General features: G+C 47.0%; 17 protein-coding genes. 6 read left to right on the top strand and 11 right to left on the bottom strand.

The genetic code is table 11. The features are described from left to right. Positions 1-37 precede the first annotated feature (37 nt). From galE to NNO02_RS11490, 7 genes are all read right to left on the bottom strand, one after another. Complete coding sequence (gene galE / locus NNO02_RS11460) at positions 38-1054, bottom strand: UDP-glucose 4-epimerase GalE (RefSeq protein ID WP_271442506.1); 1017 nt, start codon at positions 1052-1054, stop codon at positions 38-40. Between the two features lie 66 nt (positions 1055-1120). Beyond that, a complete protein-coding gene (locus NNO02_RS11465) occupies positions 1121-2059 on the bottom strand; it encodes a glucosamine inositolphosphorylceramide transferase family protein (RefSeq protein WP_271454848.1) in 939 nt (312 codons plus the stop codon). Positions 2060-2212: 153 nt separating this feature from the next. Then, complete coding sequence (locus NNO02_RS11470; RefSeq protein ID WP_005122990.1) at positions 2213-2848, bottom strand: carbonic anhydrase; 636 nt, start codon at positions 2846-2848, stop codon at positions 2213-2215. 155 nt (positions 2849-3003) lie between these two features. Then, positions 3004-4176 carry a MalY/PatB family protein gene (locus NNO02_RS11475; protein ID WP_271454849.1) on the bottom strand — a complete coding sequence of 391 codons (1173 nt, stop codon included), beginning with the start codon at positions 4174-4176 and terminating at the stop codon, positions 3004-3006. 124 nt (positions 4177-4300) lie between these two features. Next, positions 4301-5761 (bottom strand): Na+/H+ antiporter NhaC, encoded by a 1461-nt coding sequence (gene nhaC / locus NNO02_RS11480; RefSeq protein ID WP_271442503.1) that lies wholly within the window; start codon positions 5759-5761, stop codon positions 4301-4303. Positions 5762-5955: 194 nt separating this feature from the next. Further along, positions 5956-6894 (bottom strand): transcriptional regulator MelR, encoded by a 939-nt coding sequence (gene melR / locus NNO02_RS11485; protein ID WP_271450322.1) that lies wholly within the window; start codon positions 6892-6894, stop codon positions 5956-5958. Between the two features lie 322 nt (positions 6895-7216). Further along, complete coding sequence (locus NNO02_RS11490; protein ID WP_271454850.1) at positions 7217-8965, bottom strand: sigma-54 interaction domain-containing protein; 1749 nt, start codon at positions 8963-8965, stop codon at positions 7217-7219. Between the two features lie 380 nt (positions 8966-9345). Between NNO02_RS11490 and dpaL the strand changes: the two genes are divergently transcribed. From dpaL to NNO02_RS11510, 4 genes are all read left to right on the top strand, one after another. Continuing rightward, on the top strand, positions 9346-10560 hold the full coding sequence (gene dpaL, locus NNO02_RS11495; protein ID WP_271454857.1) for a diaminopropionate ammonia-lyase: 1215 nt from the start codon (positions 9346-9348) through the stop codon (positions 10558-10560). 32 nt (positions 10561-10592) lie between these two features. Further along, positions 10593-11777, top strand: coding sequence for a YgeY family selenium metabolism-linked hydrolase (locus NNO02_RS11500; protein WP_271454851.1), 1185 nt, complete (start codon positions 10593-10595; stop codon positions 11775-11777). 68 nt (positions 11778-11845) lie between these two features. Continuing rightward, positions 11846-13438 (top strand): N-acyl-D-amino-acid deacylase family protein, encoded by a 1593-nt coding sequence (locus tag NNO02_RS11505; RefSeq protein ID WP_137383618.1) that lies wholly within the window; start codon positions 11846-11848, stop codon positions 13436-13438. Positions 13439-13516: 78 nt separating this feature from the next. After that, a complete protein-coding gene (locus NNO02_RS11510; RefSeq protein ID WP_121584944.1) occupies positions 13517-14803 on the top strand; it encodes an MFS transporter in 1287 nt (428 codons plus the stop codon). 59 nt (positions 14804-14862) lie between these two features. Here the strand turns inward: NNO02_RS11510 and NNO02_RS11515 are convergent, their stop codons facing one another. Together NNO02_RS11515 and NNO02_RS11520 are read right to left on the bottom strand one after the other, a co-directional pair. Continuing rightward, the gene (locus NNO02_RS11515; RefSeq protein ID WP_271454852.1) at positions 14863-16002 is read right to left on the bottom strand and encodes a hypothetical protein; all 1140 of its coding nucleotides are present in this window, start codon (positions 16000-16002) and stop codon (positions 14863-14865) included. A gap of 575 nt (positions 16003-16577) precedes the next feature. After that, on the bottom strand, positions 16578-17036 hold the full coding sequence (locus NNO02_RS11520) for a GNAT family N-acetyltransferase (protein WP_137383621.1): 459 nt from the start codon (positions 17034-17036) through the stop codon (positions 16578-16580). Between the two features lie 126 nt (positions 17037-17162). Between NNO02_RS11520 and pdxR the strand changes: the two genes are divergently transcribed. Beyond that, a complete protein-coding gene (pdxR, locus tag NNO02_RS11525; RefSeq protein WP_271454853.1) occupies positions 17163-18632 on the top strand; it encodes a MocR-like pyridoxine biosynthesis transcription factor PdxR in 1470 nt (489 codons plus the stop codon). Between the two features lie 236 nt (positions 18633-18868). Further along, a complete protein-coding gene (locus tag NNO02_RS11530) occupies positions 18869-19594 on the top strand; it encodes a GNAT family N-acetyltransferase (protein WP_271454854.1) in 726 nt (241 codons plus the stop codon). Positions 19595-19667: 73 nt separating this feature from the next. On the opposite strand, the gene NNO02_RS11535 is transcribed toward NNO02_RS11530, so the two are convergent. Beyond that, positions 19668-21707, bottom strand: coding sequence for a DUF262 domain-containing protein (locus tag NNO02_RS11535; RefSeq protein WP_271454855.1), 2040 nt, complete (start codon positions 21705-21707; stop codon positions 19668-19670). Continuing rightward, on the bottom strand, positions 21700-23118 hold the full coding sequence (locus NNO02_RS11540) for a DUF262 domain-containing protein (RefSeq protein WP_271454856.1): 1419 nt from the start codon (positions 23116-23118) through the stop codon (positions 21700-21702). The genes NNO02_RS11535 and NNO02_RS11540 overlap by 8 nt, the downstream gene beginning before the upstream one ends. Positions 23119-23233: the final 115 nt, after the last annotated feature.

Below are 23233 nucleotides of genomic sequence, written 5' to 3' on the forward strand. Positions count from 1 at the left end.
TAAGGAGCCTGGCAATCAGGCTCCTTGTCGTTGAAAATTAAACGTGATAGCCATCCGGATTGTTTTTTTGCCAGTTCCAGGTATCGCGTATCATTTCATCCAGATTGTAGATGGCCTGCCATCCCAACTCTTTTCGTGCTAACGACGGGTCTGACCAACATTCGGCAATATCCCCGGGCCTTCTGGCCACAATCTTATAATTAATTCGGGTTTGCGCCGCTTTCTCGAAGGCTGCAATCAGGTTAAGTACGGAATACCCGATACCGGTACCGAGGTTGATGACTTTGTATGCCGCACCTTTTTGCTGGCAATCCAGTGCCGCTAAATGACCAGTTGCCAGATCCATCACATGGATGTAATCACGCACACCGGTGCCGTCGGGGGTTGGATAGTCATTTCCATAGACCGACACGCTTTCCAGCTTGCCAATCGCCACCTGAGAAATATACGGTACCAGATTGTTGGGGATACCATTCGGATCTTCGCCAATCCTGCCCGATGGATGCGCGCCGACTGGGTTAAAGTAGCGTAGGCAGGTGATTCGGAAATCGGGTTGTGCGCGGGAAAAGTCTGCCAGAATTTGCTCGACCATGAATTTTGATGTGCCATACGGATTGGTGGTGCCACCGGTTGGCGATTGTTCACTTAATGGAACGCTTTCCGGATTACCGTATACCGTGGCGGAAGAGCTGAAAATAAAGTGCTTCACCCCCGCAGCTAACATCTCACGCAGCAAAACCAGCGTGCCGGTGACATTATTGTCATAGTAGGCCAGCGGCTCTTTTATTGATTCTGAAACTGATTTTAGTCCAGCAAAATGAATGACATCGGTAATGTTATGGTTAGAGAAAATCGTTTTCAGAACATCGTTGTTCAGCACATCAGCGATATAAACGACGGGCGCTTTGCCAGTCAGTTCCGCAACCCTGTCCAGGGATGTTTGTGAGGAGTTGGAAAGGTTATCGATGACCACAACATCATCACCTCTTTCCAGAAGCGCCAGCACGGTATGTGAACCAATATAACCAGCACCACCAGTGACTAGAATTGCCATACAGTCTCCAGATATATTTTTTGCAAACTATCATTAATTCATTAATGCCACCGGCATAAATAAACGTTATTGGTGGCGTCGGTTAAGGTAATAATTCCGGTATTTCACCCTGCATTTATAAGATATTTTTTTAAGTATAGAAAATAGGCTGAATTTACTTATCTTACTGTCATACACGATATAGTTATCGGTGAAGTTGAGTGTGTGAACGCCCTCGCTTTGGTTAATGCTGGCATTGATCTGCGTAATCAAACGCTCATCAAAGCTGGATGCGTTAAGCGTGATTAGCTCTTTGATATAAACTGACTTTCCGTACGTCTCTGGTGTGCATTCCTGGGTGAGGAAATAGAGTTTATTATCAACGCAGTGTGGTGCGCCAGCGCCCCGGGGGTGTTGATTCGACAGGTTAAGCGTGGGCTCTATTTTTTGCCATGGTCCGGTTACATCACTGGCAGTATGGATAACTAGCTCATCTTCCATCGTGGTGGATAAAAGATAAAGATTTTCATGCAATGAGACGACGACGTTATCGGTGAGTGCCTGGTCCGGTACTAATACTTTTATCTGTTTCCAGCGCGTAGGGAACGCTATCGACTGGAATAAGATAACCTCTTTCCTTTCTGAAGACTCTGGGATCATGAAAAGCTGATCGTTGCTGTAAAATAAAAAAGGAAATGATAAATGGCATTTTAGGTTATCAAAACCATCGAGTTTCACATCCTCAAGCTCAACCAGGTTAGCATCAAGGATACGGCAGCGCAGAATACCTTGCGAATTACGAAAGCTTAGTGCTTCATAAAAAACATAAACTTTATTGTCTTTTTCAATAATGAAAGGATCGGCCTGAAAGGTATATTTCTTTTTGAGCTGTTGGGCTCGGGTGTTGTTCAGAATTTCCAGCGTGTTAGTGGGAAAGGTATGCGAACCATTATTTTTTAGGATCATAATATCCCACGACTCATGAAAAAATAACATATTAATCAGTCTGTTATTTTTCGTTCGCATGCGTAACGGCTCCTTTTTATCGCTTAATCTATTGCGGGTTCCACGACGGCCACACTGATGGCTAGTTTAAAAGCTAGTCGCAAGAGGAGTGTTTGTCTACTGACAGAAATCGTAGTGGGAGGATTGCCAGAGCATCCGTGCTCCAGTGCTGATTTACTCGAAATGGACGTGTGGATTATCGGCCAGCGAAACGTAAGTTTTGCTGTTCTTATCCAGCGTACGAATTTCTCCGCTTTCGATGTCGTAGACCCAGCCGTGCAGACGAATCGCGTTGTTACGCAGACCAACAGCCACGCAAGGATGCGTTTTAATGTTGTTCAACTGGGCAATCACGTTTTCTTCCACCATGGCATTCACTTTATCGATTTCGTTAGCCCAGGTTTTCTTTTCAACCACGGCTTTTGCGGCATCGGCATAGTGCAACCAGTGGGCGACAGCAGGCATCGGATCCAGGGGTTGGCTTTCTGCGATGGCTTTCATCGCGCCGCAGTTGGAGTGACCACAGATAACGATATCAGTCACGCCTAAAGCAACGACCGCGTACTCAATGGTGGCAGACACGCCACCAGGTTCCGGGCCAAAAGACGGTACGATATTACCGGCGTTACGGATAACGAAAAGCTGTCCTGGCTCTTGCTGCGTCACTAACTCTGGCACCAGTCGGCTGTCAGAACAGGAGATGAAAAGCGCTTTAGGATTCTGGCTGGATGCCAGGCTGCGGAAGAGTTCCTTGCGTTGAGGGAAAATCTCTTTTTGGAAGTTGAGGAAGCCCTCAATGATATGTTGCATAGCAGTGTCTCTTTTCTCTGTTTAAGCAGGTTATGATGAAGATCACACTTTCCAGTTTAACACCAGCCGACAGAAGGGAAAGACTTTATAGCAGTTCGGTCACTATCTTTGGGCAATGTTGCCCTGACGGTGCAGGGCAAGCGTAGCGGTCTGCGTTACATGTTCTGCCGTTTCTGGTATGCCGTTTTTAGTCTGTTCATTGCGTCCACCAGGACGGCGCGCGGGCAGCCAACGTTCAGACGCATGTGCCCCTCTCCGCCTGGGCCATATTGTGACCCCGGCGACAGGCCGAGTCTGGCTTCATGGACAAAAAAATCGCTTAGCTGCGTCTCGTTAAGCGCCATTTTTTCAGCATTCAGAAAGAGCAGATAGGATGCGCCACCATAGACAATTGAGATCAACGGACAGTGCATTTCGATTTCACTTTTAACAAATGCCACGTTATCAGCCAGATAAGCTAATAATTCCCGGTGCCAGTCACCGCAATGGGTATAGGCGCTATAAATCGTTGCCTGTTGCAGTGAGTGAGTCTCTGCAAGATAACAGTTATCGAGAAAATGATAGAACCGGTGACGCAGTTCATCATTCTTTATAATGGCTATTCCTCCCTGGATCGCCGCCGTGTTGAAGGTCTTGCTAACAGAGGTCAGTACGATTGACTGACTTCCTGCTGCGTCATCGAGGGTAAAAAGGGGCAGGTGTTGCTTACCTGGCAGAGTTAAGTCGCTATGCACTTCATCGGAGAGAATGATGACGCCCGCCTGCTGGCAATAGTGGCTGATTTTTTCAAGCGTTTCCCGTGACCACACCATTCCACCAGGATTATGTGGCGAGGGAAAAAGAAACATTTTGCACTGTTTAAGTTTTTCGCTGAAATCTCGCCAGTCAAATTCATAGCAACCGTCTTTTTCAATGAGACGGGTCTGGAGTAAATGCCTGCCGCTGGTTTTCACCAGGTTAGGGTAGGGGTCATATATTGGGGTACAGGTTAATATATTGTCTCCCGTGCGGGTAAGTGCCAGCAAAGACATGACAATAGTTTTTATGACGCCGGGAACAAAATGCAGCCAGTGCGATTTAAGCTCGGCATCATACTGTTTTGCGTACCACTGGATAACGGACTCTTTCCATTGCGGATAATCCAGGTTATAGCCCTGAACAGGCTGCTCTACTACTGTGCGTAATGTATTCAGGATGGGTTCTGGCGTAACAAAATCCATATCCGCAATCCACAGTGGTAATACATCGCTGGTACCGTACATTTGTTGTAATTGGCCGTATTTACGACAATTAACATCCCTTGTGACAATATCATCAAACAAAGACATTGCTAACTCCTGGAAAGTCTCTGAAAATAGTTTACGCAACGCAAAAAGCGCAGAATGTTTATGTATATCTAATTGATATATTAAATTTACCCTGGTGATAGCTAATATTTATCTGCGTATTAGCCTATGATTTTTGCTCAACCATATGCTCTGTAGCTTCATTTGGTTCATATTTAGCAATACCGATACCCGTTGCCGCCCATAGCAGGGCAAAAATAACGCCGCTGTAGCAGAGGATTGCCCATGGAAGGTAATCAAGAGTTGTCACGCCCAGCATAGTGGCGCAATAAACACCCGAAGCAGACCACGGAATAATAGGTTCGACAACGGTTCCGGCATCTTCGGTAGTTCGCGAGAGGTTCTTCGCGGCCAGTCCACGTTTTTTGTATTCATCTTTAAAGGCATCACCGCACAATAACAACGGTAAGGTTCCATTGGCGGTACAGGCGCAAATGGTGAACGTCGTAACAATGGTGGTAGCGACTAAGCGGAATGTTGATTTAACCCCTTTTGTCAGCGCGTTAATGACCGTGTGCAGGGAGCCTGTCGCGCTCATGGCACCAGCAAAACTAAAGGCGCTGAAGACGGTCACAAAACTGCTGAACATAGAGATTGCGCCGCCTCGCTCTAATAAGCGTGAGACATCAGATGACAGTGCAGGAATATGATCTCCGGTGAGCATCGCGAGCTTAAAGCCGCTGACCACGGATTCGCCGACCGAAGATGCGCTGAATTGTTGAAAAACCAGAGCCAGAATCATTGATACGATGGTGGACAAAAACAGCATCGGGATAGGTGGTTTTTTCGACAGTGAACCGTACAATACTATAATCGGTGGTAGCAACAACAGAAGGTTGAACTGATAAATCTGGCCGATAGCGTTCATTAAATGAGTGATATTTTCTGGTGCACTGGCAGAGGCATCAATGCCCATACCCATATAGCTATACACCACGCAGCAAATAATAAATCCCGGGCCGGTGGTCCATAGCAAATGGCCAATATGGGAGTACAGATTTACACCGGCAGCCAGCGCCGCCATATTGGTTGAATCAGAGACAGGCGAGAGTTTATCGCCAAACCAGCACCCTGAAACAATGGCGCCGGCGGCGATGGGTAGAGAGACATTAAGGCCAATGGCTACACCAATCATGGCAATTCCGACGGTACCAATGGAACCCCACGACGTGCCGGTACACACTGAAATTAATGCACCCAGCATAAAGGCTGAAATATAAAAATACTGGGGGTTAATCCACTTCAAACCATAATAGATCATCATCGGGATGGTACCTGATACCATCCAGGAGCCAATCAAAAAACCGATACTGGCGACAATCAGAATGACTGGCAGTGCTTCTGATATTTTATTGCAAATCGATTGCAGAATATCATCCCATGTATAACCATGAGCAATGGCGATAAATGAAGCGGCTGCCGTTCCCATCAGGATCATAGGTTCGGCGCGAATATTGAATATAAAATATCCGATGCTAATCCCGCCCAGCATGATCACCATCGGTAATACTGACCAGAAGAAAGAGAGTTTTTTTCTGTAGTGTGAGGTACAGCTCTTTTGTTCCATAATTCCATCCCAATCGTTAACGGTTGAACAAGCCAAAGAAATACCTGCTACAGGCCAATCAATTACAGAATGGCGTAGTTACGTGAGTTGATAATTGAACTCTATTTTATTAACTGTTTCAGGCGATCTGTTCTGGCCTGCTGTTATGATGTTCATATTTCAGCAGTAAAATAAGAGATAGATTTTATAGTCAATTATCCCTCCGCATAAGGTGGATGATTTCGGCGTTGCTGACTGAGCTTGCGATACTGCTGAGGCGGCATACCGACGTATTTATGAAATGAGCTATAAAATCGACTGCTGGAGCGAAAACCCGCAATCATCGCGATATCCAGAATGGTTTTATCGGTGTCGCTGAGTAATGCCCGTACATGGTTGATACGCATCGCCGTAATATATTGTTTCATCGTTAGTTGCATTACGCGATGAAAGATACCCATTGCATAATTAGGATTAAGTTTGACGTGATCGGCAATGGCCTCGACGGTCAGCAGTTTGTCACAGTTGGCGGCAATAAATTCCAGCATCTGGCTGACGTAAAATTGTGAATGCCGCGAAATGCTGTTCTTCTGGGTCCGTGCAGTTTGGTTTCCCAATACTGTCCGCCAGCCTGAGAGGCTAAACCGCTTGAGCATCAGGGCGATTTCATCAATGGCTAACTGACGAATCTGTTCGTTATCGCTGTTGAGTTCATTTTGCCAACGTTGAACCTCAAAAGCGCTAAGCTGCTGGGATGCCGACGAGGTAATCACCCTGCCGTGCGTCACGTGATTAATCAGCTCTCTATCCAACGGCCAGGACAAAAATAAATGCATGGGCAAGTTGAAGATAGCCATTTGCTTACAGTGCCCTGCATTCGTGAGCTGATGGGGGGTACACGCCCAGAACAGTGTGATAAAGCCTTGCTTGCTCTGTACTACTTCGTCATTGAACAGGTACTCAACATCACCATCAAATGGCACATTCACTTCAACCTGCCCATGCCAGTGACTGTAAGTCATGGCCAGCGGCTCCCGCAACTCGACATCCATACGCTGATACTCTGAATAGAGTGCCAGTGGGCTACGAGTCTTTTTTTCATAGCTGCGACACATATGGGGATCATGTGGCAGCTGCGGAATACTTTTAGCCATTACGGGTTGGTTCCTGAAAAGTGAATTTGACCATGAGGTAGCGCCAAAGCATGAACATAGCTTAACCGAAAAAAATCACCGTTTTCTCTCCATTTTCGCGAAATTATTCCCAAAAACTCAGATCCTGTGCCTGTTGATTGCCGATCTGAGATAGCGGGAATGGCGAGGTTTAATTTTAAAAGCGCTCAACCATAAGGCACTTTGCTGTACCTGCTGGATGGCGGCTCTGACGCGCTATCCGGCCTACTAAAGCCTGTAAAACGTAGGCCTGATAAGCGCAGCGCCATCAGGCATTGACTGCCCGTGGCGGACGCAGGGGAAATCATAACCCGTACAGTTTTATTTTTCGGTACAGCGTGGCGATGCTGATCCCCAATTCTGTCGCGGCTTGTTTCTTACCTTCAACGCTTGAACCAAATCGCTGTATAACGTTTTCAATGGCATCTCTTTCAGCTTGTTTACCCTGATGGGCAAGCTGGCGAGGTTGCGCCATCATTGTGCTTTTTCTGCCATCGGCTGCGGTAAGCAGGTAAGGGGGAAGATGGCTGGCATTGATCCCGGCGGCTTCTCCGCGCATGACAAAAATGTACTCGATGACGTTGCGCAGTTCACGGATGTTGCCCGGCCAGTGCCAGGCATAAAGACGGTTAATAACATCATCGGGAAGTTTTTGCGGCGGTCGCTGGTAGCTTAGCGAAAATTCATCGGCAAAATATTGTGCCAGGACGGCGATATCCGCCCGTCGTTCGCGCAGGGAAGGGAGAACCAATGGCACCACGTTCAGGCGATAGAAAAGATCTTCACGAAACTGATTATTCTCGACCATCGCGCTGATGTTTTTGTTGGTTGCGGCAATAATCCGCACGTCAATATTGATGGTGTTATTGGACCCCACACGGGTGATGGCTTTTTCCTGCAGTACCCTGAGCAGCTTGGCCTGCAAATGCAGTGGCATATCGCCAATCTCGTCGAGGAACAGGCTACCCCCATTGGCCAGCTCAAACTTTCCCACTCGTCCTTTGGGATCGGCACCGCTGAATGCGCCGCGTACGTAGCCAAACAGTTCGCTTTCCAGGAGTTGTTCAGGGATAGCGGCGCAGTTGATGGTCACGAAGGGGGCGGCTTTGCGCGGACTGCTCTGATGAATGGCAAATGCCACAACTTCTTTACCTGAACCACTTTCCCCGGTGATCAGTACACTGGCATAGCTGTTGGCGATTTTGCCAATGGTACTTCTGAGTTGTTCCATTGAGGGGGAATGGCCAATCAGACGTACCTGTGTATCAGACTCATATGGCGAGGGGGCAATCGTGCTCAGGTAGTCGTGCGCATCGCGAAAGATAACCATTGTTAATCGGTCGTTATCCAGTGACGAGAGCGAGATCTGTTTACACAGCACATGGTGTTTTTGCCCTTCAAGCGTCAGCCATGCTTCCTCATCGCCATACAAGCTGTCTCCGGTTGTTTCAATGGTCAGGGGTAATCCCTGAACCTCACGGTTAAGTATGCGATCTGCTGAATGGTTGGCATGCCAGATGCGGCCCTTGCCATCAATGGCCACAACGCCGCGATCCATTGCATCAATCAGACGACGAAAGGCGCCGAGTGTCTCCTGCGCGCGTAAGCGTTCCAGGCATTCAAAGACCTTACTGGAGATCATGACGGCAATTTGCTCTATAAAGGTGACAAATTTATCGATCTGGCTAAGCAAGGTGTCACGCTGTATTTGCGTGGAGCAAATAATACCGATCACCCCAATGACACGGTTATTGAGAAAAATAGGGGCATTCAAATCCAGCATTTCAGAGCAGTAATGGTGTTTTTCACACAGCTGACATAGAGGATGTTCACCGGGGTTTTTGATCAATACCGTCTCACGGACCTGCAAAACATGCCGATAGATATAACCATTTTTTGCCACGTTCTCATTGAGCATATGTCGGTATTTACCGGTGCCAGCAATGCGCATTAAAGATTCATCAATGATTTCTACATCAGTCCCGGTAATGCCAGAAATAGCATCGGCATAATTGCATATATCATCCTGAATATTGCTCAGTACTGAAATCATGATACTTCTCCGGTAAGGTGTCTCATTTCTCAATGAAAATGATAAATAGGCGAATCATCGCAAAATTGATTTGCGAAAAATCAATCTACCGCATTGTTTTTGTATGTTTTTTTGATTTTATCCTTCGTGATCACACTATTTCTCATTTATGAGAATTTATCAAAATCAGACGATAAACTAACGCAGACTATTTTTACCTTGTTAACTTTAGAAATTTCTTAATGTATTGAAATAAAAGTATTTATTAAATTATTTCTAAGCATTTCCTCATTTTCTAAAAAGCTGGTAAGCATTTTGCTCTTATGGATTACCGATAGCGTAAATAACTCTGTATTACACCGATTACAGGGAATGAATTACCAGGACAATGAGGTTTTATGATGCAGAAAAACTTATCATTTTTTATCAACCAGACGCCGTTTACCGAACACCCTAACGCACCGCTGGCACCCTTTAGTCGCCAGGAACTGGTAAAAGCGTTGAATTTTCATCGGTCTATTCCGGGATATGCTCCGACGCCGCTGTATACGCTGCCGGCACTTTCTCAAAAACTGGGCGTAAAAAATATTTACCTCAAAGATGAGTCTCAGCGTTTTGGCCTGAAAGCGTTCAAAGCGCTGGGCGGCGCCTACGCGATGGCATGCCATATCGCGGAATTAGTGGGGAAGGATATCAGCGAATTACCGTTTGATGTCATGACCAGTGAAGCAGTACGCCATGACCTGAAGACCGTGACATTTGCCACCACCACCGACGGTAACCACGGGCGCGGCGTGGCGTGGATGGCACGCCAGTTAAAGCAAAATGCGGTGGTTTACATGCCGAAAGGGTCTTCACAGCAGCGGCTGGCATCAATCCGCAATGAAGGCGCTACCGCTGAAATCGTGGATATGAACTATGACGATGCCGTGCGCATGACCGCGGATCAGGCGCAAAAGTATGGCTGGATCGTTGTACAAGACACGGCCTGGGAAGGGTACGAAAAGATCCCTCTGTGGATTATGCAGGGCTACGGCACGCTGATGCTGGAGGCGATTGATCAGCTCCATCAGGTTGCTCCGACGCATGTTTTCGTCCAGGCCGGTGTGGGGTCATTTGCGGGAATGGTACAGGGGATGGTGACGGCCGCGTGGGGCGAAAATCGTCCGAAAGTGATCGTCGCTGAAGCGCTAATTGCTGACTGTCTCTATCGTTCAGCCCGTGCAAAAGAGGGGGATGCTGTTGCGGTAGGTGGCGATTTACAGACCGTGATGGCAGGTCTGGCCTGCGGTGAGGCAAACAGCATTGGCTGGAAGTTACTGCGTGATTATGCCACCGCATTTGCTTCCTGCCCTGATGAAGTCGCGGCGCTGGGGATGCGTATGTTGGGTAATCCGCTGGCGGGCGACCCACACATTATTTCAGGTGAATCTGGGGCCGTCACGACAGGTCTTCTGGCGCTGTTGATGACCTCTCCGGATTTGGCACCAACCCGTGAGCAACTGGGCCTGGATGAGCATTCCCGCGTGTTGCTGATAAGTACCGAAGGTGATACCGACCCGCAACAATATTTGGATATTGTCTGGGGCGGTCAGTACCCGGGCATCAATAAATAATTTCCTGATTGAGAGCACTAACGGAGAAACCCATGTTATCTGCAACCCGTATTGAAGAAGTTATTAAAAATTGTCAGGCGCTGATCCAGCAAAAAAGCTATTCCGGTCAGGAAGGGGACGTGGTAAATGCCATAAAAATAATGATGCAGCATTACCAATTCGACGACATCCATGTTGATAAATACGGCAATATTGTCGGCGGTATTGTGGGAAATCAGCCGGGGAAAACGCTGGTTCTGGATGGGCATATCGATACTGTGCCGGTGAACGAAGAGAAGTGGACCCGCAACCCGTACGGCGGTGATATTGACGATGGTAAGATTTATGGCCGTGGCACTACCGATATGAAAGGTGCTGTTGCTGCGATGATCTCCGCCGTAGGTTTTTTCGGCCAGGATAATCAGCGCAATTTCGCCGGGAAAATCTACGTCGCTTGTATCGTTCATGAAGAGTGTTTTGAAGGCATTGCCGCTCGTCTGGTCAGTGAGCGCTATAAGCCTGATTACGTCATCATTGGCGAAGCTTCTGAACTGAATCTGAAAATCGGTCAGCGTGGTCGTGCTGAAATTGTGGTTGAAACCTTTGGTAAGCCAGCACACTCCGCCAACCCGCAGGCAGGAATTAACGCGGTGTACAAAATGGCGCAGTTGATCGACAAAATTCGCACCATCACTCCGCCAACCCACCCGGTGCTTGGCCCTGGTATCCTGGAACTGACAGACATTAAATCGTCGCCATACCCAGGCGCATCAGTGGTGCCGGATTACTGCCGCGCTACCTACGACCGCCGCTTGCTGGTGGGCGAAACCAAAGAAAGCGTTATTGCGCCACTGGAAAATGCACTTGCGGAGCTAACCGCCCAGGACCCGCAGTTCAAAGCCTGCGTCTCTTACGCCGTTGGCAAGGAGTCTTGCTATACCGGAGCCACCATTGAGGGTGAGCGTTTCTTCCCTGGATGGGTTTATGACGAGTCCGACGAGTTCGTGCAGGCCGCTCTGGCGGGCGTTCGCGAAGCGGGTTTCTCGCCAACGATTACTCAGTACTCATTTTGCACTAACGGCAGCCACTACGCGGGGGAAGCGGGGATCAAAACCATCGGGTTTGGGCCGTCGCGTGAAAACCTGGCGCATACCATCGACGAGTATATCGAGATCGATCAGTTGACCGGCTCGGCCAGCGGCTATTACAGCATCATCCAGACACTCTATCGCCGTTAAAAAATAAAGATAAAGACCTCTTACCTTACAGGTGGTGCTGCTTCGCGGCACCGCAATGGAGAATAACGATGAAAACCATTTTTAAAAACGGAAATGTGATTGATGGAACGGGTAATCCCGGCCGAATTGCCGATGTAATGGTTGATGAAGGGCATATTGTCGAAATTGGTCAAATTGATGTGGGTGTCAATGAACAGGTTATTGATGCAACAGGGAAAATTATTTGTCCGGGCTTTATTGATACTCACACACACTCTGACCTGTCAGCCATTATTAATCCTGCGCTGTCAGCGAAAATCCGTCAGGGGATTACTACCGAGTTACTGGGGCAGGATGGCGTAGCGCTGGCACCATTGCCGGAGGAATATATTCCGGCATGGCGTAAAAATATTGCCGGGCTGGACGGCGACACCGACAAAATTGACTGGAAATATAAAAACACGGACGGCTATCTCAACCTGTTGGCATCCCGACATCCGGCGACAAACCTGGCGTATCTGGTGCCACACGGTAACGTACGCATGGAAGCGATGGGCCTGGATGGACGCCCTTCCACACGTGAAGATGTGGCGAAGATGTGTGAAGTCCTTGAGCGTGAGCTAAAAGCCGGTGCGTTTGGTCTTTCTACTGGGCTTATCTATATGCCGTGTGCTTTTGGTGATACCGCCGAAATGATTGAGTTGTGCAAAGTCACGGCGAAATATGACGGGATCTTTGTGGTACACCAGCGCAGTGAGGCTGACGATATCATCAGTTCAACGCAGGAACTGATCGATATCGCCAAAGCCACCGGCGTCTGGTTGCATATTTCACATATGAAAGTCTGTGGGAAGAAAAACTGGGGGCTGATTGACCAGATGCTGGGCATGCTGGAGCAGGCCCAGGAAGAGGGGATCCGTATCTCTTACGACCAGTATCCGTACGTGGCGGGAAGCACCATGCTCGGCGTGATCCTGCCACCGTGGGTCCACTCCGGCGGGACGGACAAATTACTTGAGCGTCTGGCCTCGCCTGAATTGCGCGCCAAAATGATAGAGGATATCCAGCAGGGCATTCCTGGTTGGGATAACTTCATTGATTTTGCAGGTCTGGATCAGATTTTTGTCACCAGCGTCAAGACAGAGAAAAATCAGGATGCAGTTGGTCTGAACCTTGTTCAACTGGGGGAATTGCGCGGTAAAGATCCGTACAACGCCACCTTCGATCTGTTGTTTGAAGAAGAAAACGCCGTCGGCATGGTCGATTTCTACGGTACTGAAGAGCACGTCATTAAGTTTCTCTGCCGGCCGGAACAGAATGTGTGCACGGACGGACTGATGGGCGCGGGTAAACCACATCCACGTGTGTTTGGCGCCTTCCCGCGGGTGCTGGGTAAATACGTGCGTGAAGAAGGATGCCTGAGTTGGGAAGCGGCAATCCGCAAGATGACAGGCAAACCCGCTGAGGTGTTGGGTCTGCAGGATCGCGGATTACTGAAGGTAGGGTATGCGGCGGATATTGTGATGTTCGATCCTAATACTATTGCGGATAAGGGGACATTTGTTGAACCTAATCAGTATCCGGAAGGGATTGAAATTGTGATGGTTAATGGACGCATTGCCTTAATTAATGGCACGGAAAGTTATGCCTGTAGCGGTACTGTTATCAGAAAACAATATTAATAAATAACGCTAAACACGCATTGATCTATCGCGACCATTTTTGGCCGCGGTAGATCACTACACCCCAAGGACATCACAATGAACCTACAAACATCTTTACCTTCAGGTAAACCTAAGACCTGGAAAGCAAGATATACCGTCCTGACATTAATCTGGCTGGCGTGGCTACTCTCGTTCCTCGACAGAATGGTCATGAGTGTGTCGTTGCCTTATATCGGCAAAGATTTAAATCTTGATACAACCCAACAAGGTTTAATTATTAGCGCCTTTTTCATTGGTTACGCCGCGTTCCAAATCCCCGGTGGTTTACTGGCGGATAAGTTTGGCTCACGTAAAATTATGGCCATTGGTATTGCCTGGTGGTCTGTCTTCACCAGCTTAACCGGTGCGGTATTAACGCTGCCGTTGATGCTGGCTGTTCGTTTTTTCTTCGGTATTGGCGAAGGGTGCTTCCCGTCGGCTTCCTGGAAAATGATTTCCACCTATTTTCCTTCGAAAGAGCGCGGTCGGGCTACAGCAATTCAGTCAACGGTAAATACCTTAGGCCCCGCACTGGCGGTGGTGGTCGCTGCAAGTATTATCGGAGCGTTTGGCTGGCACATGGTCTTTATTGTGCTGGGTATTCCGGGCCTGTTTATTGCTGCGGGTATCTACTTATTTACGCGTGACAACCCGAAAGATCACCCTGCAATTACGCAACAGGATCTGGCCGATTTAGCTGCTGACGATCAGGGGGGCCTGCAAAACACGAGCGCTATCGCGTTTAAAGACGTGCTCAGGATGCCGGTGCTCTGGCAGATGGCCAGTATCTGGTTCTTGTTTGATATCACCTTCTGGGGGTTTTCAACCTGGTTGCCAAGCTACCTGATTACCGTGCGTGAATTCTCGCTGGCGAAGACGGGGGTGATGGCGGCAATTCCGTTCCTGTTTGGTGCCGGTGGGACCTTAATCGGCGGATATTGCTCAGATAAATTCAAACCGATGCGCAAAACGTTGTATGTCGTGACGTCGGTTATTGCGGCGGGCTTCCTGTATCTGACTTTCAGCGTGAGTAGCGCGGATATGGCGGTGGTTTATCAGTGTATCTCTGCGTTGTTTATGTTCTTTGCCATGGCGACATTTTGGGGCATTTTAATGGATACCATCCCCAGCAATATCATGGGGCGGGCTTCCGGTATCGTTAACTTTGGCGGTCAGATGGCGGGGGTAGTTTCTGCGCCGATTATTGGCTGGCTAATCCAAAGCAGCGGCGGAAGTTACAACAGCGCGTTTATCTTTATGATCGCCGCACTGTTATGTTCCGCCGTGGTGACGTTGACCGTAAAAGGTTCACATGCCGTAGGTGCAATACCTAGTAAAGCCTGATTAGTATCAAACGCCTGTGGCTCTGCTGTTCCAGAGTCACAGGATTTATCGTTATGCTGTTAAATTAAACCTTTAATCGTTCTCTCTAAGGAAAACAATAGCGGATTTTTTAAACTGCAAAAATAAGATGTCTTACTGTTTATTTCACCCAGATCGGGATAGGTGCGTATAACATTGTTATTAGGGAAACAATTTGTATAAACGTCAAGGTGATTTAAAACCTCGGAATTTAATGGCCTGGCTCTTTTATATACCTCTTTGGTGAATGAACTGCATTTAGAGCAATTGCATTGGCACTCGGTATTTTCAGGGGTAATGATGAAGTCATTATTGTTGATAGTAAAGCCTAGCTTTTCTCGTCTGCTATAGGCGTCCATTATTCCTTTGGCTTCATGCTTGAGTAGTATACCGACGCGTTCACTCCGCTTTAAATAGGGTGTTAATATATAACTCAACAATAAAATGGTCCGTTCATTCATGGTTGGGTATTGATTGAGATAGCTCATTTGCCTGGTCTTGATAATAAAATAGGATGCAATGACAAAGCCAAGGCAGCGGGATGTTTTTGCCAGCAGATCCCCGTTTTGTTTTTGCCGGCTATCTGCATAGGCTAATGGTATGAGCGTGTTTTCGAAGGCTAAAAAATCGGCAATAAATTCCATCGTTCTGATGTAGGGAAACAGATTGCCGTTATGCTTACTCAACTCATGCTGGCGGCAGGTGAGATGAACCAGTTCATGGAAAAAAATGAAGTTCATAAAAGATTTTGCTGTGTTAAGTGATATATCTGCTGATTTTATGTCAACTCTATTGGCGATAATACAAAGAGCCGTATCAGCTAATGCGGTGTGTTTAAATATGGTCGTTAAGTCGAGGCTGATGTTTAAATTGTAGATGCCAGCCACAATAATGACCCATGAATAAAATCTTCGATTGACTGCAACATAAGCAATTTCATCTTTAATATTGATCTGGACCAATGGTTCATTCTCGTAAACGAACCCCCAAACGGTCTTCCTGACAGGGATCAGCGAGTCCTTTCCTGGCCAAACATCAAGGATTAAATCGAGTTCAGTAAAAGAATACCAGGTGATATCGGTATCAATATCTGCAGGTGAACACCAGGACTGATAAGGCCATGAGTCGGGCATAATATCAGGGAAAACAACATTGTGTAATGACTCTCGTATTTGATTCATTTTACTTTACACCATCAATCAAATGCTTCGCTTACGACCAGAAGGGCAGCGTAAGTTGCTATTCCGGCACCCTATTTTTCTCCTTTGTGTGTGAAAATGATGCTTTTAACGTTGGGGGAAATATCCTGCCTGGTTACGCTATTATTTTACTACCCAGTTCCTCAAGCACCTCCTGATCGCCAGTGAGTCAAATTGCTATCACCCAAAAGTATGAGAAAGTATATTTACTGATATATTAACTCATGCCGCACCAATGCAACCCGGCGGGTGTTCAGAGGTCGCTCCGGCAATATAGAGATGTAGAAATAAGTGTAGGGCAATTTTATGTAGAAATAAAACGCATGGGCAATAAGATATGTGCAGTATGTTGAAAAGTAATGTTTTTATTGATGGATAATTTAGAATATATACGAATATGTCACTTCCCAGCGTAGCGGGTATTTGGCCTCGGAAATCGGACAATTTCAGATTCTGCGGCTTTGCGAAACACAGCCGCAGACGATGTGTTGAAAAATTAAGGTACATTAGGGGGGATGTTTACAGAAAACTACCCGATTTAATGGGTGTTATCTATTTTACATACGATACTCGATCATCCCACTCTTGCTGGCAACCCAGTCATAAAGGCGCTGACCGCGGAGGTTTGTTTCATGTGTGTGCCAGTATAATCTTGAAGCATGGCGCTTGCGGGCGTGCTTTTGAACATACTCGATAAGCTGCTTGCCGATGTGTTTGCCCCGGGTTTCTTCACTAACAAATAAGTCCTCCAGATAGCAATAATCAGACTCTGCCCATGTTGAGCGATGAAAGAGATAATGCACCAGACCGACAATTTTACCGTCAGATTTTGCGACAGCACAAAAAACAGGCTCCACAGGATTGAGAAAACGACCCCAGGTTAATTGTGTGACCTTGTCTGAAATTTCAGTACGATAAAAAATCTGGTAATTTATCCAAAGCGGCAGCCAGCCCGCGTAGTCTTGCTGGGTGACGGGTTCGATGGTAATCGGCGCAGTTGTGTTTGGGTTACTCATAGGTCTCCTGATAATTTTAGTCAGAGTGGTTTTCTATGGCGGTTATCCTAAATATTGCTTAAGCCACCGCAAAGAGACACTTTGCATATATTTCCAGGATCCACTTTTAACGTAAGAGCGAGTGCAATGAAAAAAAATAGTGCACCTTTATTTCAGGAACTTTTTTTAGAGCAAGGCGTTATTAAGGAACAGGTGTACCATGCGCTACGCAACGCAATCGTAGAAGGTCGTCTGCCGCCAGGGACAAAGATACCTTCAACCCGTGGCCTGTCCGAGATGATGTCAATTTCACGGAACTCGGTAATTGCGGGTTATGACCGACTGTTAGACGAAGGGTATATTCAGACGCGTAAAGGCGCTGGAACCTTTGTCACGCCAAGTCTTCCTGACCGCAGCATCAGCGGGCTCTATCCTGAAGCGCTGCAAGGCGGTGAACTGCCCGCTGATGGGCAGCTAAATGCGGATATCGTATCCGTTCGCGGTTTATGGTCTGGCGATGTTGAAGGGCGTGAAATGAACCGTCTGTTCGCCGTCGGTGTGGGCTGTACCGATCTCTTTCCTCATTCATTATGGGGCAAGTTACTGGGACGAGTCTGGAGACAATCCCGGCATCAACTCGGATCTCATACCAGCCCCTGCGGTTTTTATCCCTTACGGAAAGCAATTTGTCACTACGTGAAAACGACGCGAGGGGTTAACTGCAGTGAAGATCAGATCATTATCGTCAACGGTATTCAGCAGGCGTTAAATATTACTGCCCGAGCGTTGCTTACGAAAGGAAATGACGTTTGGCTGGACGACCCTGGTTATAAAGGCGCGCGCGGGGTATTTATGTCAACAGGGGCAATGGTGAGACCTGTACCAGTGGATAGCGAAGGAATGAATGTTCAATACGGCATCGATCATTTCCCTCATGCGAAACTGGCCTATGTTGTTCCTTCCGATCAGTACCCACTTAGCGGGCCCCTCAGTTTATCCCGACGACTTGAGCTACTGGAATGGGCTCGGATTAACCGGGCATGGATATTTGAAGATGATTACAATAGTGAATTTCGTTATGCCGCACGTTCTTTGCAAGCCTTGCAGGGATTAGATCAGCATCAACGGGTAATATATTCAGGGACATTTTCAAAAATGATGTACCCAGAATTTCGTTTAGGTTTTTTAGTTGTCCCGCCAGGATTAAAAGAACAGTTTATCGTGACAAAATATTTTTCCGATATTGGCTCCAGTTATCTTGAGCAGGCGGTACTGGCGAGTTTTATTGAAGAAGGACATTACGCCAGCCATGTGCGACGGGTTCGTAAGGCATGCTACGAGCGGCGAACGGCGTTGGTCAATGCTATTCAATGCTATCTTGCCGATAAAATGACCGTCCAGCCTTCTGATTCTGGGGTGCATATTGTTTGCTGGTTGCATGACGGGGTGACCGGCGATGAGGTCGAACAGAAAGCCAGAATGCTGGGGATGGGGATTCAATCATTGAGTCATTATTATCATGGGGGTATCTCCCGGCAGGGGATTTTGATCGGTTTTGCGAATCACCCTACAGAGGTTATTGTTGAGGGTATTCGTCGTCTTGCCCATGCCATGTAACGTCGCTTTGATGCTGATAGCGATGCGCGTAATAATGTCATTAATGGCAGTATTTCTTATTTCCACAACAGTTGCATGATCGGTATTTTTTAATTGTGGATAAGCAATACGGTGCTGGAGTTGGGTATAGCATTGTCATGTGGATCTGTTAAAAACATCCATTGTGGTTCTTTTTACCCCGTCAGATGTCTCTTATTCTGCTGTCATTTGACACTCTATTATGAGAGGTAAATAGCATGTCATCCACGTTTAATGAATTCCAGCAACCCGTTGGTTTAGGGTTACCGGACTGGCAAGGTGCGCGACTTCCCACGGCTCAGCACATCACCGGTCGTTATTGCAAACTTGAGCGTATTAACGTCGAACACCACGCAAAGGCGCTTTATGACGCCTATTGCGATACGCCTGACTCTCGCGACTGGACCTATCTCGCGTCAGGGCCATTCACGACCTTTGATTCTTTCTTAAGCTATTTAACGACGATTGCGGCGCAGACCGACCCCATGCATTTTGCCGTAATCGATTTGGCCAGCATGCAGGCTGTCGGCACGCTGGCACTTATGCGCATTGATACATCGAATGGCGTAATAGAAGTGGGTTGGGTGACCTATTCATCACGCATGAAACGTTCGCGGGTTTCAACGGAGGTCATGTCGCTGCTGTTAGACTATGTTTTTGAGGTGCTGGGGTATCGTCGCGTTGAATGGAAATGTGATGCGCTTAATGCGCCTTCTCGTGCGGCAGCCACGCGCTTTGGTTTTACTTTTGAAGGCATATTCCGTCAGGCTGTTGTCGTACACCAGCGTAATCGGGACACCGCATGGTATTCAATCATTGATAGTGAATATCCGGCGCTACGCGAAGCGTTCACTCTTTGGCTTGATGAGCGTAATTTTGATAGCGAAGGACAACAGATTAAGCGCCTGGCAACATTGATAAATAATGAAAGCATGACGCCATAGATGCCCGCTCCGCCATAATACGCCGACAATGTTATATCCGCTCGCGACACCTTGCCGGGAGCGGCTTTCTGCATTAATACATCTCTTCCACTTCCTCGGCCAGCAGCGCTACCATCTCCTTACCATGACTGATAATCTCCTCCTCACCCCACTGCTTATTGCGCTTCATCAACTCGAGCATCGCCAGAAGTTTCAGACTGTCGATCTCTTTTCGAGCTAGGCTGGCTTCAAAATGCTCTCTCTTTTGCTGGGGTTGGAAATTGCTTAGCCGCGAGTTTTTACTGTGGCTAATCAGGCAGAGATTCCCAAAAGCATGTAACTGCTCTTCATCCATTTTGGGATGACCATCTATAGGGTGCTGAGGATAAAAATGTTCCACCGAGCTTCGGAAGGTAAACTCAAAACGGCGGGCAATATCATTACTCGTGTTTTGTTTTTTCCACAGTAGATAGTCAAGATAGTTAAAAACAAAGTTATTTTCGATAGTCCCGAATCGTAATTTAGCGTTGATAGCCTGCGACCAACGTTTGTCGCAGATGATTTCTGGAAGAACATCATCATCACCAAAAATCATATTGTAATATGATGCAGCTTCATCCTGGGCTAAAAATCTCATAAAGACAAAGCGGCGAGCCATGTTCTCAAGATAAGCCAGATAGTCTCCAGCATCAATTTCATCTTCCGGGCTGTGCTCATCAAACAAATATGTCAGCGCACCATTGAGCCAGTGTTTATAAACCAGCGTTGGTGTTGAGACATGGAAAGCTGATAGTAACATCAGGACCTGGCGGTTTATATCCTCAAACTCTCCCTCGTTATTATCAAAGGTATTAATATAACCTACACTTTGGGGCGAGTATTGATATAAGCGTTTCAGGCTCCATCCGTCTGTGCCCTGAGTGAATTCTCGTTTAATAATATAGCGATCAAAAAGATATTTGCATTTCAGTAAACTATAAATGAAAGCTTTTGCCGCGGCGATTGGCTTTTCCTGCTTCAGCAGGCGTGATTCAAATTGCTCTACAAGTTGTTTGTCATCAAGTGGCACTCCCTCAGTTGTACCTGGGTCTCTGCTGACAAGACGGAGTACATGAAGAAGGAAATTTGAAAAATTTATCACGCTGTTAAAACGCTCTGAGCCTGCACTGTCTTCCTCTTGCTGGAGGGTACTATCCAGACGAGTGTCACACAATATTTCTTCCAGAGTTTGCCCCTGGCGTTGATGTTGTGCTTCTGTGGCGTCGGTATCTGGAAATGAGCCAGCTTGATCCAGCAATTCAACCAAATTGGAGAAACTGGTTGGATTAAATTGATGTATATGCTTTTTGCCAAACAGTTGTTGACGTTCTTTTGGCGTAAAACCGTATTGGACGTAACGTTCCATATTCGAACACGCGTCCCATACCCTCGCCAGAGTATCAAGACTTTTGTGTCGCTCTTTGGTATTCCTAATCCCATTCAGGACATTCATCAGACGCGCTTTGACGATTTCGTGTTTTTCGAGTTGTTCGCCGCGATTGTTCATCGCCTCAAAAAAATGATTAAGATCGGTATCTGCGGGCACTTCGATGCGAGAAATCTGCACGTGATTGAACAGATACTTGCAAAACACCTTCAACGCGCGGCCTTTAAGCTGAAGCTCAGCCAACGCTTTGCCGATCATTTCGTAACCTCTGATCAAACCTTCGTTGTAATCGTCACCGCGCATATGTTGCACATCTACGCCTTGCCATAACTTTTCGAAGGTGAGGGTAGAGACAGGGCGACTTTCGAAAGTGAGATTGAGTTTTTGATACCACTGCATATCAACAGATTTATCTGCGTGGCATTTCAGCCAGTTAGCAAGTAGGGAGAGCGTTGTAAAGCGTTGTTGCCCGTCGATAACTTCATAGCAGTCATCCCCCCGGGAAAACACCACTAATGTACCGATGTAATAAGTCTGCGGATGCCTGGCGGAAGCGGATTTTTTCTGATAATCCAGCACATCCTGTAAAAGCTGAGTGATTTCGCCCTGGCCCCAGGCGTAATTACGCTGGTACATTGGAATCAAATATTTTGCGCGGTCACTAAGTAAATCATTTATAAAAAAAGGCCGTACGTGGGAATTACTCATAATATCTCATCTTCCTGAATAGCATGATTAGCTCATCTTCAGTTCCATTGCGATTATTTTTATTATCCTGGATGCCGAGCGTGCGCAGGGGGAAAGCATGTAGATCTTTGGGGTGGCGTGCATCACGGATAGTACGTAGTAGGTTGTTATGTAGCACATAGTTATCGACGGTAGCTAATTGAACCACCTGCTGACCGATACGGCAGGTATATGCCCAGATAAAGCATTTTTCTATCGCCAAAGACAGTTCCTGAGTCCCGAATTTATCAATATAAAAAATCAGTGCGCAATCGAACATCGCCCGGACATAGCGATCGCCAGTGCGGGTGCGCCTGACATAGCTGTTCAGGGTGTATAGAATATTACTTGCGCAGGGTTCCAGCACCTCATTCAATAGCGTAATTGGCTTATTCTCATCAGCATCTTTTTCTCTGTTGATAATAACAGCGACCTGCTTTTGATAATGTTCGGCCATTTCAAAGAAACGGCGGCCATTGATGATCATCTGATCCAGACTGAAGGGGAAACTTAGGCTCTGACCGTCAATTTTGCGTTGGTATTGACTGTTGTAATCATCGACATAGTGGTGGGCGATCCGCAATGAACTCACATACGGGAAATGCGCGATCTGAGAAATATTGATCCCTTTAAACAGGTCAACTTCACCTTTGCCAAAGAAGCGGGCTGATTTACCCTCTGCCCACTGACGAACCCGGAACAGGTAATTGGCAAAGAGCGTTGCCAGCCTTTCGCTAGGCATCCTCTCCCAGTGAGCGACGGCTTCAGCTTTTAGCCCAGCTTCATCAGAGGAAAACTCACGTAAGTGGAAGGCTTTAAGTAGATCGTGGGGAGCCAGATCTTTACCGCGTGCATTTTGTGAATCGAAGAACTGAAATGCTTCTGAAACTTCATTCAACACGAAAGTGACAACTTCGCAGCGGTTCAGCATAAAGTCGATAAGTTCTTCGCTGAACTCGGTGCGTTCAACAAGCCTGAGTAACTCCAGGTAATTACGTCGAAGATTGGCTTGTGAATCCAGACTGGCAAAACGCTGACGTGCCATAAAAGCATCGACATCAGGTTTGAGTTTGGTAAGTTGCTCGACCAGGTCTTTGCGTTTGAGGTTGTGCAGGCGAGTTTCTGTCAATGCTTTGACTGCCAGCATTAAGGTCAGGGTTCGTTGTTGACCATCAACAATATCCAGCCACGTTTTTTCTTCTTCCGAGTGCTTATGGAAAACAACGGAGCCTAGTCGATAGGCCGTTTTATCGCGGTGCGATCCCAGATCGGCAAAAAGGTCAGCTATATTTTTGCTATTCCAGCGATAAGGGCGCTGGTAACTCGGAATCGCTAATTGCTTAACAGAAAGTAATTGACGAATGGGTATGACCTGTTTATCAAGCTGCTCCATCATGCCTCCTGCATGAATTTAAAATGGAGAACAGCTTTTTATTGTCCCTGAAACATTCTATTAATGCAATCAATGATGCTCTAACTTATTGTTATTGCTTGACTAAAGTTAAGTT

Source organism: Citrobacter sp. Awk 2, from assembly GCF_028069815.1.
In the GTDB taxonomy this organism is placed as follows: Bacteria; Pseudomonadota; Gammaproteobacteria; order Enterobacterales; family Enterobacteriaceae; genus Citrobacter.

Coding starts and splice junctions, on each gene's coding strand:
- NNO02_RS11505 (WP_137383618.1), top strand. CDS start 11,846: ATGAAAACCATTTTTAAAAACGGAAATGTGATTGATGGAACGGGTAAT.
- nhaC (WP_271442503.1), bottom strand. CDS start 5,761: ATGGAACAAAAGAGCTGTACCTCACACTACAGAAAAAAACTCTCTTTC.
- NNO02_RS11475 (WP_271454849.1), bottom strand. CDS start 4,176: ATGTCTTTGTTTGATGATATTGTCACAAGGGATGTTAATTGTCGTAAA.
- melR (WP_271450322.1), bottom strand. CDS start 6,894: ATGGCTAAAAGTATTCCGCAGCTGCCACATGATCCCCATATGTGTCGC.
- NNO02_RS11535 (WP_271454855.1), bottom strand. CDS start 21,707: ATGAGTAATTCCCACGTACGGCCTTTTTTTATAAATGATTTACTTAGT.
- NNO02_RS11465 (WP_271454848.1), bottom strand. CDS start 2,059: ATGCGAACGAAAAATAACAGACTGATTAATATGTTATTTTTTCATGAG.
- NNO02_RS11470 (WP_005122990.1), bottom strand. CDS start 2,848: ATGCAACATATCATTGAGGGCTTCCTCAACTTCCAAAAAGAGATTTTC.
- NNO02_RS11515 (WP_271454852.1), bottom strand. CDS start 16,002: ATGAATCAAATACGAGAGTCATTACACAATGTTGTTTTCCCTGATATT.
- NNO02_RS11520 (WP_137383621.1), bottom strand. CDS start 17,036: ATGAGTAACCCAAACACAACTGCGCCGATTACCATCGAACCCGTCACC.
- NNO02_RS11490 (WP_271454850.1), bottom strand. CDS start 8,965: ATGATTTCAGTACTGAGCAATATTCAGGATGATATATGCAATTATGCC.
- NNO02_RS11510 (WP_121584944.1), top strand. CDS start 13,517: ATGAACCTACAAACATCTTTACCTTCAGGTAAACCTAAGACCTGGAAA.
- NNO02_RS11540 (WP_271454856.1), bottom strand. CDS start 23,118: ATGGAGCAGCTTGATAAACAGGTCATACCCATTCGTCAATTACTTTCT.
- NNO02_RS11530 (WP_271454854.1), top strand. CDS start 18,869: ATGTCATCCACGTTTAATGAATTCCAGCAACCCGTTGGTTTAGGGTTA.
- NNO02_RS11500 (WP_271454851.1), top strand. CDS start 10,593: ATGTTATCTGCAACCCGTATTGAAGAAGTTATTAAAAATTGTCAGGCG.
- dpaL (WP_271454857.1), top strand. CDS start 9,346: ATGCAGAAAAACTTATCATTTTTTATCAACCAGACGCCGTTTACCGAA.
- galE (WP_271442506.1), bottom strand. CDS start 1,054: ATGGCAATTCTAGTCACTGGTGGTGCTGGTTATATTGGTTCACATACC.
- pdxR (WP_271454853.1), top strand. CDS start 17,163: ATGAAAAAAAATAGTGCACCTTTATTTCAGGAACTTTTTTTAGAGCAA.